The sequence below is a fragment of the Kitasatospora sp. NPDC054768 genome (assembly GCF_053612025.1).
In genome coordinates, this window is sequence record NZ_JBSHBN010000060.1 from 18,344 (window position 1) to 32,010 (window position 13,667).

Here is a 13,667-nt window from a genome sequence, read left to right on the forward strand (position 1 = left end):
GGTTCAGAAGGCGTTGACGCCGGTCAGGGCGCGTCCGATGAGCAACTGGTGGATCTGGCTGGTGCCCTCGTAGAGCGTCATCACCCGCGCGTCGCGCAGGTACTTGCCGACCGGGTACTCGTCGATGAAGCCGTAGCCGCCGAAGACCTGGAGCGCGTTGTTGGCGGCCCGCACGGCTGCCTCGCTGGCGTACAGCTTGGCGACGGAGGACTCGGTGGCGAACGGCAGGCCGCGCTCGATGTGGTCGGCGACCTTCCAGGTGAGCAGCCGGGCCGCCTCGACGTCCACGGCGATGCCGGCCAGCAGTTCCTGGATGAGCTGGTGCGCGGCGATCGGCTTGCCGAACTGCTCGCGCTCGCCCGCGTAGCGGACGGCGGCCTCCAGGCAGGCCCGGGCGATGCCGACGCAGCCGGCCGCCACCGACATCCGGCCCTTGGCCAGCGCGGCCATCGCCACCGTGAAGCCCTTGCCGACCTCGCCGAGCCGGGCGGTGTCCGGCACCCGGACATCCTCGAAGGAGAGCCCGGCGGTGGCCTGGCCGCGCAGGCCGAGCTTGCCGTGGATCTCGGTGCGGGTGAAGCCGGGCAGGTCGGTGGGGACGAGGAAGGCGGTGATGCCCCGGTGGCCGCGCTCCTGCGGTCCGTCGCCGCCGGTGCGGGCGAAGACCAGCGCGACGTCGGCCCAGGTGCCGTTGGTGATGAAGGTCTTGGCGCCGCTGATCAGCCAGTGGTCGCCGTCCCGGACGGCCCGGGTGGTGAGGTCGGCGGCGTCCGATCCGGTGCCCGGCTCGGTGAGCGCGAAGCAGGCGAGGGACTCGCCGGAGGTGAGCCGGGGCAGCCAGTGCCGCTTCTGCTCCTCGGTGCCGAAGGCGTTGACGGACTTGCCGACCAGACCGAGCGAGACCGAGACGATCCCGCGCACGGCCGAGTCGCCGCGCCCGAGCTCCTCCAGCACGAGGCAGTACGCGAGGTGGTCGCCGCCGCTGCCGCCGTACTCCTCCGGGATGGTCAGTCCGAGGAAGCCGACCTTCGCCAGCTTGCCGACGATCGCCCGGTCGACGGACTCGGCGCGGTCCCACTCGGCGGCGTACGGGACGATCTCGCGGTCGGTGAAGGAGGCGGCGAGGTCACGGACGGCGCTCTGCTCCTCGGACAGCTCCAGGTTCACGGCGGCTCCCGAATCCGGTGTCCTGGGCCCGGTGCGGGGTCCGGGCCGATTAAACTAGCGCTGCAAGTTTTATGGGGGCGACTGTAGCCCCGCCCGGCCCGCGCTGGGAAGGGGCGCCTGCCAGAATCGGTCCCCGACACACCCGACCGGAGGAACCGGAGGAACCCGCCGCGATGGCCCGTCCACGCACCCCGCTGCTCAGCCGCGAGCGCATCGTCGCCGCCGCACTGCGGCTGATCGACGACGAGGGGCTGGACGCCCTCTCCACCCGCCGGCTCGCCACCGAGCTGTCCGTCAGCGGGCCCTCGCTCTACAACCACTTCGCCACCAAGGACGACCTGCTGGACGCGGTGGTGGACAGCGTCATCGGCGAGGTCGACCTGTCGATGTTCGGGGCCGCCGCCGGGGCCGTGGGGGACGCCGGGGCCGCGGGAGCTGCTGGGAGCACCGGGGGCGCCTGGCCGCAGGCGCTGCGCGACTGGGCGCGCTCCTACCGCGCCGCGCTGGCCGCCCACCCCAACATCGTCCCGGTCCTGGCCCAGGGCCCCGGGCGCCGGCCGAACGCGCTGCGGCTGGCCGACGCGGTCTTCGGCCACCTGGTCGAGTCCGGGTGGCCCCGCGGACAGGCCACCAGGATCGGCGCGCTGATGCGCTACTTCGTCACGGGCTCGGCGCTCGCCTCCTTCGCGGCCGGCTTCCCGGCGGACGCCGAGGTTTACGACGCGGCCGACTACCCGCACCTCGGTGAGGCGCACCGGCTGGCCGGGCACCGCGGGACGGTGGACGAGGGCGCCTTCGAGACCGGGCTGGAGGCGCTGCTCGACGGGCTCGCCCTGCGCTACGCCAGGCTCGCCGAGCGGCCCTGACCCGTCGAGATGCCCCGCCGCGCGGCGCCTCGCCCGGCCCGTTCGCCGCGCGACGCCTCGCCCGGCCTCGCCCGTTCGTCGCGCGATGCCTCGCCGGACTTCCCCTTCGCCGTGCGGGCCTGCTTCGCCGTGCGGGCCCGGCCCCGCGGAAACGACGCGGCCCCCGCGCCTCCGCGCCGATCGCGCGGGGGTGCGGGGGCCGGGAGGCCGAGGGGCGGCGGATCAGCCCATGTCCTCCAGCCGGACACCCTTGGTCTCCTTCATGAACTTCGCCACGAAGAGGACGGACAGCGCCGCGAAGGCGGCGTAGACCAGGTAGGTCGCCGACAGGTTCCAGCGCGACATGGACGGGAACGAGACGGTGATCACCCAGTTCGCGATCCACTGCGCGGAGGCGGCGACGGAGAGGGCGGCGGCGCGGATCCGGTTCGGGAACATCTCGCCGAGCATCACCCAGACGACCACGCCCCAGGACATCGCGAAGAACAGCACGAAGGCGTTGGCGGCGACCAGCGCGACGGTGCCCTGGAGGTCGGGCAGGGTGAGGTTGTCCCCGCTGCCGGTGGCCGAGGAGAAGGCCCAGCCGGCGGTGCCGAGCGCGACCGCCATGCCGACCGAGCCGATCAGGGCGAGCGGCTTGCGGCCGATCCGGTCGACCAGCACGATCGCGATCACGGTGCCGAGGATGTTGATCACCGAGCCGACGAAGCTGATCAGCAGCGAGTTGCTCTGGTCGATGCCGACCGACTGCCACAGGATCGACGAGTAGTAGAAGATCACGTTGATGCCGACCAGCTGCTGGAAGACCGACAGGCCGATGCCGACCCAGACGACGGGGAGCAGGCCGAACCGGCCGCCGAGCAGGTCGCGGAAGCGCGGGCGGTGGTCGGAGGCGATCAGCGACTGGATCTCGGCGATCCGGGCGTCGGTGTCCGTTCCCTCGCCCTCGACCTCGGCGAGCACCTTGCGGGCGTCGTCCAGGCGCTCGGCCTGGATCAGGTAGCGCGGGGACTCGGGGATGACCGAGGAGAGCACGAAGTAGACCGCGGCCGGGACGACGCAGATGCCGAGCATCCACTGCCAGGCCTCCAGCCCGAGCAGCTGGCCGCGGGTGTCGCCGCCGGCCGCCTGCGCCAGCACCCAGTTGACCAGCTGGGATATCGCGATGCCGAGCACGATGGCGGCCTGCTGGAAGGAGGCCAGCCGGCCCCGGTACTTGGTCGGCGCGACCTCGGCGATGTAGGTCGGGGCGATCACCGAGGCGATGCCGATGGCCGCGCCGCCGAGGACGCGCCAGAGGGCGAGGTCCCAGGCGGAGAACGGCAGCATCGAGCCGACCGCGCTGATCGCGAAGAGCAGCGCGCCCGCCTTCATGACCTTGATGCGGCCGTACCGGTCGGCGAACCGTCCGGCGAACGCGGCGCCGACCGCCGAGCCCAGCAGCGCGGAGGAGACGATCAGGCCGGTCACGCCGCTGCCGACGCCGAACTTCTCCTGGATCCCGGAGACGGCGCCGTTGATCACGGAGCTGTCGTAGCCGAAGAGGAAGCCGCCGAGGGCCGCTGCCGCGGTGATGAAGACGACGAAGCCGAGGCGGCCGGGCGCGGGGGCCTCGACCGCCCCGGAGGGCTTCTGGGTGACGCTCACGATCTGACTCCTGGTACTCAACGCTGAGCTCGGTAGCCGAGATCGTAACCCCTCTTCGTTTAAGTCTTGTACACCTGGACCCTCAAGTTTCGCTCTGAGAATTCGTAAGGTGAACAAGCAAATTGGGCCGCCCGGGTGCGCCGGTCAGGCCGGCGAGGCGAGGGAGAGCCCGAACCGGCCCCGGGGGTCGGTCCACCAGTGGCTCAGTCGCAGCCCGGCCGCCGACAGCTCCCGGGTCACCCGTTCCCGGCGGAACTTGGCCGAGACCTCGGTGCGCAGCTCCTCGCCCCGGGCGAAGTGCACCGGCAGGTCCAGGGTCGGGATCTTCACGGTCTGCGAGCGCAGCGAGCGCAGCCGCATCTCGATCCACTCCTGCTCGGCGTCCCAGAGCGCGACGTGCTCGAAGGCCTCCGGGTCGAAGTCGGCGCCCAGCTCGCGGTTGAGCACGTTCAGCACGTTCCGGTTGAACTCGGCGGTCACCCCGGCGGCGTCGTCGTAGGCGGCGACCAGTACCGCCGGGTCCTTGACCAGGTCGGTGCCGAGCAGCAGGAAGTCGCCCGGGTCGAGGGTGGCGCGCAGGCCGCGCAGGAAGGCGGCGCGCTCCTGGGGCAGCAGGTTGCCGAGGGTGCCGCCGAGGAAGGCGACCAGGCGCGGGCCGCCCTCCGGCGGCAGCCCGAGCCGGGTGGTGAAGTCGGCGAGCACGCCGTGCACCGCGAGCCCGGGGTACTCGGCGGCGAGCGCGGCGCCGGCCGCGGTCAGGGCGCTCTCGCTGACGTCCACCGGGACGTACGTCTCCAGGGTGCCGAGCGCGCGCAGGGCGTCCAGCAGCAGCCGGGTCTTCTCGGAGGAGCCGGAGCCCAGTTCGACCAGGGTGCGGGCCCCGGTGGCGGCCGCGATCTCGCCGGCCCGGGCGGTCAGGATGGCCCGCTCCGCGCGGGTCGGGTAGTACTCGGGCAGTCGGGTGATCTCCTCGAACAGCTCGCTGCCCCGCGCGTCGTAGAACCACTTCGGCGGCAGCCACTTGGGCTGCGAGGTCAGTCCGTGCCGCACGTCATGGCGCAGCGCGGTGCTGAAGTGGTCGGAGGGCAGCAGTCGGACGAGATCGAATGTGTCCATGACAGGGTGGTTCCTCTGTTCAGAAGATGAAGGGAGAGTGGGGGTCAGTCGCGGCCGGGGAGGCGGTTCACGGCGATGCCGCGCGCGTCCACCAGCAGCAGCGAGCCGTCCGGGACGGGCGTCCAGCCGGGCGCGTCGTCGTACGGCTCGGAAGCCACCACCGTGCCGAGGCCCGGCAGCGTGCGGTGGTACAGGGTGTCGCCCCAGGTGGTCGCGGCGATCGCGGTGCCGTCGGTGAGCAGCAGGTTGAGCCGGCCGGTGGTGTGCGCGGCGACGTCCGCCACCGTGCCCGCCAGCGCCTCACCGAGCCCCGCGCCGGCCCGCAGCCGGTGCAGGGCGAGCGCCCACAACAGCGCCGAGTCGGTGCGCGCCTGCAGGTCCAGCAGCTCGGCCGGGGGCAACAGGGCGGCCAGGGCGTCCAGCTTGCCGGGCCAGCCGGCCACCGCGCCGTTGTGGCTGAACAGCCAGCGCTCGGCGGCGAACGGCGCGGCCGCGCCCTCGCCCGGCGCGCAGCCCTCGGTGGCGGAGCGGACGGCGGCCAGCAGCGCCCGGGTGCGGACCACCCGGGCGAGGTCGGCGAAGGTCTCGTCCGCCCAGATCGGACCGGTCCGGCGGTAGCGGGCGGGTACTTCGTCGCCGTCCGCGTACCAGCCGAGGCCGAAGCCGTCCGCGTTGACCGTGCCGTACTGCTGGACCCGGGGGGCCCAGGACTGCCGGTACAGGCCGTACGGCGGGTGCACCAGAAGTTCCCTGGGGGTCAACGGTTCGCCCAGATAGGCGATGTGACGGCACATCAGGCCGACTCCAGGTCGCGCGCGGTGCGGAACCCGGCGAAGATCTGCCGCCGGATCGGGTAGTCCCAGTTGCGGAAGGTGCCCCGGCAGGCCACCGGCGCCACCGCGAAGCAGCCGCCGCGCAGCACCTTGTACTCGGGGCCGAAGAACACCTCCGAGTACTCCCGGTACGGCCAGGCCCGGAACCCCGGGTAGGAGCGGAAGTCGCTGGCCGTCCACTCCCACACGTCGCCGATCAACTGGCGTACCCCGTACGGGGACTGCCCCTTCGGGTAGCTGCCCGCACCGGCCGGGCGCAGATGGCGCTGGCCGAGGTTGGCGTGCTCCGGGCCGGGTGGCCCGTCGCCCCAGGGGTAGCGGCGGGAGCGGCCGGTGGCCGGATCGTGCCGGGCCGCCTTCTCCCACTCGGCCTCGGTCGGCAGCCGTCGTCCGGCCCACCGGGCGTACGCGTCCGCCTCGTACCAACTGACGTGCAGGACCGGCTCGTCCGGCTCGACCGGCGCGACCGTGCCGAAGCGCCGGCGCAGCCACTGGCCGTCCAGGTGGCGCCAGAAGAGCGGGGCGGTCAGGTCGGCGCGCCGGCGGTGCTCCCAGCCCTCCGGCGTCCACCAACGCGGGTCGTCGTAGCCGCCGTCCGCGATGAACCGCTGGTAGGCCGCGTTGGTGACCGGGGTGGTGTCCAGCAGGAAGGCCGGCAGGTCGACGGTGTGCGCCGGGCGCTCGTTGTCCAGCGCCCACGGCTCGGTGTCCGTTCCCATGGTGAACGGCCCTGCGGGGATGAGGACTTCGGCGGGCAGGGTGGCCGCGTCGGCGGGCGCGGGCGGCGGTGGGGGAGCGGCCAGGGCCGGCTCGCCGGTGCGCAGCTGGTGGGTGATCAGCATGGTCTCGTCGTGCTGCTGCTCGTGCTGGGCGATCATCCCGAACGCGAACCCGGCCTCCAGCAGCGGCGCGCCCTCCAGCGGGCTGGCGGCCAGCAGGTCCAGCACCCGGCCGCGCACCTCGTGGGCGTAGGCGCGGGCCTCGGCCGGCGGCAGCAACGGCAGGGCGGGGCGCTCGGCGCGGGGGTGCTGGAAGGCGTCGTAGAGCGGATCGATCTCCGGGTGCATCGGGTCGCGGCCGCCGACGTTGCGCAGCAGCCAGAGCTCCTCCTGGTTGCCGATGTGCGCGAGGTCCCAGACCAGCGGGGACATCAGCGGGGAGTGCTGGGCGGTGAGATCGCTGTCCTCGACGCAGTCGGTCAGGGCGGCGGTGCGGGCGCGGGCGGCCAGCAGCTCGGTGGCGATGCTCTCGCGCAGTGCCTCGGTACCGGCGGTACCGGCGGTGCCGAGGTCGTCGAGGCCGTCGGTGGTGCCGGTGCTGCCGGTTCCAGCTGTGGCGTCGGTGCGGTCCGTGCTGCCTGCCCCGGCATCCCCGTGGGGTCGGACGTCGGTCATGATGCGGCCTCCTCCGGGGGAGTGCGTCGGGTGCCGGAGCGCAGGGCGTCCAGCTGGTCGTCGGCCGGGCAGCGGCCGCGCGCGGGGTAGCGCTCGGCGAACTCGGCGACGGTGGTGCGCAGCCGCCCGGCACCGGGCAGGCGGCCCAGTGCGGCGTCGGCGGCGGCGAAGCAGGCGAGGGCGGCGCGGCGCAGCTCGGGGTCGGCCGTCGCCAGGGTGGCGGCGCGGCGCCAGACCCCGCTGCGCGGCGGTCGCGGACCGTCCGCCCCCTCCCGCCGGTCGATGACGTCCAGCGGCTCCAGCGCGGCCAGTGCGGCATCGGCGGCCAGCGCGTCCTCCAGCAGTGCGGTGACCAGCGCGGTGACCACCACCCAGCCGTCCCCGGGCTGGGCGTCGATCATCCGCAGCTCCAGGTGGCCACGCGGGCGCACCGGCGGGAAGAGGGTGGTGCGGTGGTAGTCCAAGTCGTCGAGGGTGGGCGGGCGTTCGCCCGCGCCGCGGATCCAGTCGCGGAACGTCAGACCGGCCGGGGCCGTCCAGGGCAGGCCCTCGGGCCGTCGCACGCACAACACCCGGGCGTCCAGCACGTACTGCGCCCACGCCTCGCGCGGATCGCCGTGGTCCGGCTCGGGGGCCAGCGTGCGGGTCGGGTCCATCCGGGACCAGACGGTCTGCCGGGTGGACCGGTGACCGGTCGGACTGCCGTCCAGGATCGGCGAGTTGGCGAAGGCGGCGACCAGCACCGGGCCCAGCAGATGGGCCAGTCGCCAGCGGCGCTCCACCGCGTGCGGACCGTCCGTGTCGCCGGCGTCCAGGCACACCTGCACCGATGCGGTACCCGTCATCATGATTCGGCCCCAGGGCCCCGCGGAGTCGAAGAAGCGCTCCATCGCGAGGTAGCGGGGGTGGTCCAGCACCATCGGTCGGGGACGGGCCAGCGGGTCCGTTCCGGTGCCGGTGAGTCGAAGGCCCTGCGCCGCGAAGGCGGCCCGCAGGGCGGTCAGATCACGTCGGGTGTCCTCGACGCAGGCCAGGAGGCCGGTGGCGGGCGGGGAGCTGAGCTCGACCTGTCCGCCGGGTTCGAGCGTGAGGCGCGAACCGGAGGGGAGGGAGTCGCCGTCCGGGCCGCCGAGGGGCAGCGAATCCAGTGCGGCGTGGAGCAGTTCCGGCCGTACGGGCCGGGTGGGACATTGATCGTCATGGACGAACCACTCGACCTCCACCCCCACGAGGCGGGGCGGTCCGATCTTGAAGCAGACGCCCGACACGTGGCTGCGCGCCCCCGATTCGGTCAACGGGGTCACCCCCGACGGGGGGAGTGGCGTGCTCTGCCGTTCGGGCGGAGTGGTGCGGGATACCGGTATCACCGGACTCACCATCCTCGGGATCACGATTGCGGCCCGGTCTACCCTGCCCAGTCTGCTACGGAGCATGCGGGGGCGCCCCGCAAAATTCGCGTGAACGTTCTTTTTTGCAGGTCAGGGGGGTGGCGAACGGGTGAGGGCGGGATTTTCCGGCCGACCGGCGGGCGGGGCCCGGGCCCGATCCGGCCGGGGCATGTGCCGGGGTCACAGGCGCTCCAGCCGCTCCAGGACGGTCATCAGGACCGGCCCCGGCAGGGCGTAGTTCAGCCGCAGCGAACCCCGGCCGCCGGAGCCGAACTCGGCGCCGTCGGAGGCCTCCAGGCCGCAGCGCTCCAGCAGGGCCCGGCGGGCGTCGGCGGGCGGCAGGCCGAGCGCGGCGGCGTCCAGCCAGAGCAGGTAGGAGGCGTGCGGGGCGGAGCGGACGGCGGGTCCGAGCCGGTCGGTCAGCCGGGTGCGGGCGGCGGCCAGGTGGGCGAGCAGCGCGTCCAGCCAGGGGCCGCCCTCGCGCAGTGCCGCCTGCTGCACGGTCTGCTCCAGCAGGCCGCCCTCCCAGAGGCCGTAGCCGGCCAGCGCCTCGGCGAACCGGGCGCGCAGCCCGGCATCGGGGACGAGGGCGAAACCGCTGGGGATGCCGGAGCAGTTGAAGGTCTTGCCGACGGAGTTGAGGGTGACGACGTGGCGCAGGTGCGCCGGGTCGGCGGTGGCGACGGCGACGGGGTGGGCGCGGCCGGGATGGGTGAGGTCGCCGTGCACCTCGTCCGAGACCAGCAGCGCGCCGCTCTCGGCCGCCCACGCGGCGAGACCGCGCACCGCGTCGAGGGGCCACACGGTGCCGGAGGGGTTGTGCGGGTTGCTCAGCAGCACGGCGCCGGCGGGTCGGGGGAGCGGGCCGTGCGGGAGCCGGTAGCCGTCCGGGCCCAGGTGCAGCGGCAGCGCGTGGTGCGGGAGGCCGGCCGCGCGGCAGAGCTGGGCGAAACCGCCCCACTCGGGGGTGGGGAAGAGGACGGGGGCCTGCGGCCGTACGGTCTCCAGCAGGATGCGCAGCGCGGTGCGCGGGCCGCAGGGCAGCAGCAGGACCCAGTCCGGGTCCACCGCGGCGCCGTGCCGGGCGCGGTACCAGTCGGCCACCAGGGTGCGGCCGGCCGGGTCGCACACCGTGTAGCCGTACGCGCGGTGGCGGGCGCGCCGCTCCAGCGCCTCGGCGACGGCGGGCGGGCCGGGCAGGTCCATGTCGGCGAGGCTCATCGGGATCACCCCGGGGGCGTCCGCGCGGGCCCACTTGCTGCTGCCGGTGCCGGTCCGGTCGAAGGGGGCGTCGAACCCGAAGTCGGGGGCGGAGCCGGGAGCGCCGCAAACAGATGACAGATTTCGAAATCTGTCATCTGTTCGCTGAAAGCTGTCGTCCGTCATCTGTTCGCCGTCACCCGCCGCTCGTCGTCCGTCGTCCGTCGTCCGCCGCCCGCCAGATGGGCGGCGAGCCCCCGCCGCCCCCGGCGCATCATCACCGCGTGGTTGGCCCGGAACAGCGGGTGCAGCGGCAGGGCGAGCCGGCGCAGCAAGGGCTTGCCGGGCCGGGTGTCCTCCTCGAACAGCACCCGGCTGCCCGCGCTGCCCTGGCTGCCCGTGCCGCCGGTGGAGTCCGGCGTCACCGTGAACCGCGTCCACCCGGTCAGGTCGCCCCGCATGATCACCTCCAGTACCCCGGCGGCCGGGTCGCGCCGGCTCGCCACCAGGCCGATCACCAGCCGGTACGGCAGCAGCGCGCGCACCACCACGTCCCCGCGGTCCTCGCCGGTCGGCCGGACCTCGCGGATCTCCGGCCACCACAGCGGGTAGCTCCGCACGTCCTCCAGTGCCGCGTACACGGCGGGCGCCGGAGCCGCGAGCCGCCAGACGCCCCGGAATCGGTAGTGGTTGGGGTCCACCACCCCACCCTAGTGCGGCCCGGCCGGCCCGAGGGGCGAACGCCGGTGGACCGTTGTCGAGTTGGTCCCCGGTGCGGACCCGCGCCGGAGGGCGGGCGTTCCGGAGGTGCCCGTCCTTCGGGAAGGGCGCATTCCGCTTGCACCCGTTCGGGGTGCGGGGGAGGATCTTGTGTGCTTGTAGTCTCAACAGTCACAGCAGCATCCCCAGGGTGCTGCCACCCCAGAACCGGAGTGAAGGAGTCACAGGCATGCGGCGACCGAGCTGGGTACCGGAGGGTACGGACCTGGACAAACCGAACGCCGCGCGGGTCTACGACTACTACCTCGGGGGCTCCCACAACTTCGAGGTCGACCGGGAGATGGCCCGCAAGGCGATGGCCCTGTGGCCGGAGCTGCCGCAGATCATGCGCTCCAATCGCGCCTTCCTGCGCCGCGCCGTGACCTTCCTCGCCGAGCAGGGCGTCAGCCGCTTCCTGGACATCGGCTCCGGCATCCCGACCTTCAGCGCGGTGCACGAGATCGCCCGCGAGATCCGCCCCGGGGCGAAGGTCGTCTACGTGGACCGCGACCCGGTCGCCGTCGCGCACAGCCGTCTGCTGCTGGAGGACGACCGGGACAGTGCCGTCGTCCAGGCCGACCTGCGCGACGTGGCCGACCTGCTGGCCCGCCCCGAGGTCGGCGAGCTGCTGGCGGCCGGCGAGCCGGTGGCCGTGCTGCTGGTCGCCGTCGCCCACTTCGTCAGCGACGAGGAGGACCCGTGGAAGCTGATCGGCGTGATCCGCGACGCCCTCCCGCCCGGCAGCGCGCTGGTGCTCTCGCACGCCTCCCTGGAGGGCCGCCCGGACCAGGCGGAGGACCACCAGAAGCTGTACCGGATGACGCCGACCCCGCTCACCATGCGCACCCACGAGCAGATCACCGCGATGTTCTCCGGCTTCGAGCTGGTCGAGCCGGGCGTGGTCTACCTGCCGCAGTGGCGCCCGGACCAGCCCGGTACGGTCGGTGAGCACCCCGAGCGGATGACCGGGGTGGCGGGCGTGGGGTTCCGCCCTTGATCGGACGCGACGGACGAGGCACCGACGGCCGTGCGCCCCGCGCGGCGGCCGCCGGAAGCGCGGTGCCGGGCCCGGGCGGCAGCACGACCCGGGGCAACGGGAGCGGCCGAGCGGCCGTCGCCGGGCCCGCCGCAACCGGCGCGCACAGCAGAGGAACCAGGTTCAGCAGATGAGTAGCACCCCGGTGCGCGGCAACGCGGAGCGCTTCCACGAGGACTGGGCCCGGCTGCTCTCCGCCGACCACGGCATCGCCGTCCACCCCGGCCTGCTCGGCCGGCTGGTCGCGCGCACCGCCGCGCTGCTGCACCGCGCCCAGGAGGGCGACCCGTTCGAGCCGCGGCTGGCCGCGCAGGCCGGCGCCGAACTGGTCGACGCGCACTTCACCGACCCGGTGCTGCTGGCCCGGGCGGTCGAGCTGCTCCAGGCGCAGCCCGTCCACGACGACCGCGGCCCGGCCCTGACCGGCGCCTTCGCGGCCGGCTGGGCGGGCGCCCTGCGCGAGCGCACGCTGATCGAGCAGGAGGCGATCCGCACCGCCGCCGACGCCGCCCGCAAGGAGGCCGAGCGGGCGCTGCGCGCGTCCGAGGCCCGGTTCCGGGCGCTGTTCGAGAGCGCCGCGATCGGCATCGGCATCGGCGACACCGACGGCAACATCATGGCGGTCAACAAGGCCCTCCAGGACCTGTTCGGCGCGGGCCCGGAGGACATGATCGGGCGCCGGGTCGGCGACCTCGTGCACCCCGAGGACACCCCGGGCGTGTGGGAGGCGTACGAGGAGCTGATCAGCGGAAAGCGGGACTACTTCCAGTTCGACAAGCCGTACTACCGCCAGGACGGCGAGGTGATCTGGACCCACCTGACCGTCTCGCTGATCCGCGACGACGACGGCATCCCGCAGTACCAGGTCGCGATGCTGGAGGACGTCACCGACCGCTACCGGCTCCAGGAGCGGCTGCGCCACCAGGCCACCCACGACCCGCTGACCGGCCTGCCCAACCGCGCGGCCTTCTTCGAGCGGCTGGAGAAGCTGTTCGAGGAGCCCGAGCCGGGTGCCCGCTTCGGCCTCTGCTACGTCGACCTCGACGGTTTCAAGGTGGTCAACGACAGCCTCGGCCACGACATGGGCGACCAGCTGCTGGCCGCCGTCGGCGCCCGGCTGAAGGCCGCCCTCAGCCCGCTGGGCCACCTGGTCGCCCGGCTCGGCGGCGACGAGTTCGTCGTCCTGCTGGAGCGCTGCCGGGGCGAGCAGGAGGCGGTGGCCGCCGCGAAGACCGTGCTCAAGGCGCTCGCCGGGCCGGTGCTGATCGGCGACCACAAGCTCGCCGTCGGTGCCAGCGTCGGCGTGCTGGAGCGGCGGGTGTCCACCACCACCCCGGGCGCGGCCGTCCGCGCCGCCGACCTCACGCTGTACCGTGCCAAGGAGGCCGGCCGCGGCCGCTGGACGCTGTTCGATCCCAAGGAGAACGCCCGCGCGGTCAGCCGCTACGCGGTGTCGGTGCGGATGCCCGCGGCCCTCGACCGCGGCGAGTTCTTCATCGACTACCAGCCGCTCTACCGCCTCGCGGACGGCCGGCTGGCCGCCGTGGAGGCGCTGGTGCGCTGGCGCCACCCGCAGCTCGGCGTGCTCGGCCCGGACGAGTTCGTCACCACCGCCGAGGAGACCGGGCTGATCATGCCGCTCGGCCGCTGGGTGCTGGAGCAGGCCTGCGGCCAGGCCGCGAACTGGATCAAGCGGTACGGCGACGCCGCCCCGCAGCTGAACGTCAACCTGGCGGTCCGGCAGGCCCGCAGCGCCGCCCTGGTCACCGACCTCGGCCGGATCCTCGACGGCACCGGACTGGACCCGGCCCGGCTGCAGCTGGAGATCACCGAGTCGACCGTGGTCGGGCCCGAGGACGAGGCGCTGCGCACCCTGCACGGGCTGGTCGACCTCGGGGTGTCGCTGGCCGTGGACGACTTCGGCACCGGCTGGTCCAACCTCGCCTACCTGCGCGACCTGCCGGTCTCCGGGCTGAAGATCGCCGGTTCCTTCGTCGGCGACCTGCACGAACCGGGGAAGGACGAGTCCACCGGGTGGCGGATCGTCAGCGGACTGGTGTCGATGGCGCACGCGCTCGGGCTGAACGTCACCGCCGAGGGCGTGGAGACCCACCGGGACGCGGAGCGGCTGCGGACCATGGGCTGCGACTGGGCGCAGGGGTGGCACTTCGGGCGCCCGGTGCGGCCCGACGAGATCGCCCGGCGGATCGTGGAGGAGCCGACGGGGCGCCCGGTCGGGGAGCACTGAGGGCCGACGGCGC

At 73.8% G+C, this 13,667-nt stretch carries 11 protein-coding genes; 3 read left to right on the forward strand and 8 right to left on the reverse strand.

The genetic code is table 11. The annotated features are described in order from the left end of the window. Positions 1–3: 3 nt before the first annotated feature. Entirely contained in the window at positions 4–1,167 is a 1,164-nt protein-coding gene (locus tag ACWGKU_RS19555; protein WP_452180409.1) for an acyl-CoA dehydrogenase family protein, read from the reverse strand. 173 nt (positions 1,168–1,340) lie between these two features. On the opposite strand from ACWGKU_RS19555, the gene ACWGKU_RS19560 reads away from it, so the two are divergent. Then, entirely contained in the window at positions 1,341–2,033 is a 693-nt protein-coding gene (locus ACWGKU_RS19560) for a TetR/AcrR family transcriptional regulator (RefSeq protein WP_452180410.1), read from the forward strand. Positions 2,034–2,255: 222 nt separating this feature from the next. Here the strand turns inward: ACWGKU_RS19560 and ACWGKU_RS19565 are convergent, their stop codons facing one another. The 7 genes from ACWGKU_RS19565 to ACWGKU_RS19595 form a co-directional block, all read right to left on the reverse strand. Then, on the reverse strand, positions 2,256–3,680 hold the full coding sequence (locus tag ACWGKU_RS19565) for a sugar porter family MFS transporter (protein ID WP_359901736.1): 1,425 nt from the start codon (positions 3,678–3,680) through the stop codon (positions 2,256–2,258). Positions 3,681–3,824: 144 nt separating this feature from the next. Next, positions 3,825–4,796: an L-histidine N(alpha)-methyltransferase gene (egtD, locus tag ACWGKU_RS19570; RefSeq protein ID WP_452180411.1), complete on the reverse strand. Its 972-nt coding sequence runs from the start codon at positions 4,794–4,796 to the stop codon at positions 3,825–3,827. A 44-nt stretch (positions 4,797–4,840) separates the two neighbouring features. Next, entirely contained in the window at positions 4,841–5,590 is a 750-nt protein-coding gene (egtC, locus tag ACWGKU_RS19575) for an ergothioneine biosynthesis protein EgtC (protein ID WP_359901730.1), read from the reverse strand. Beyond that, complete coding sequence (gene egtB, locus ACWGKU_RS19580) at positions 5,590–7,023, reverse strand: ergothioneine biosynthesis protein EgtB (protein ID WP_452180412.1); 1,434 nt, start codon at positions 7,021–7,023, stop codon at positions 5,590–5,592. The genes egtC and egtB overlap by 1 nt, the downstream gene beginning before the upstream one ends. Continuing rightward, on the reverse strand, positions 7,020–8,402 hold the full coding sequence (gene egtA / locus ACWGKU_RS19585; protein WP_401044465.1) for an ergothioneine biosynthesis glutamate--cysteine ligase EgtA: 1,383 nt from the start codon (positions 8,400–8,402) through the stop codon (positions 7,020–7,022). Before egtA ends, egtB begins: the two co-directional genes overlap by 4 nt. 189 nt (positions 8,403–8,591) lie before the next feature. After that, positions 8,592–9,632, reverse strand: coding sequence for an aminotransferase class I/II-fold pyridoxal phosphate-dependent enzyme (locus ACWGKU_RS19590; RefSeq protein ID WP_452180413.1), 1,041 nt, complete (start codon positions 9,630–9,632; stop codon positions 8,592–8,594). 161 nt (positions 9,633–9,793) lie between these two features. Then, positions 9,794–10,312, reverse strand: coding sequence for an SRPBCC family protein (locus ACWGKU_RS19595; protein ID WP_452180414.1), 519 nt, complete (start codon positions 10,310–10,312; stop codon positions 9,794–9,796). A 248-nt stretch (positions 10,313–10,560) separates the two neighbouring features. On the opposite strand from ACWGKU_RS19595, the gene ACWGKU_RS19600 reads away from it, so the two are divergent. Both ACWGKU_RS19600 and ACWGKU_RS19605 read left to right on the forward strand, forming a co-directional pair. Continuing rightward, positions 10,561–11,367 (forward strand): SAM-dependent methyltransferase, encoded by an 807-nt coding sequence (locus tag ACWGKU_RS19600; RefSeq protein ID WP_401044471.1) that lies wholly within the window; start codon positions 10,561–10,563, stop codon positions 11,365–11,367. Between the two features lie 169 nt (positions 11,368–11,536). Further along, complete coding sequence (locus ACWGKU_RS19605) at positions 11,537–13,654, forward strand: putative bifunctional diguanylate cyclase/phosphodiesterase (protein WP_452180415.1); 2,118 nt, start codon at positions 11,537–11,539, stop codon at positions 13,652–13,654. Positions 13,655–13,667: the final 13 nt, after the last annotated feature.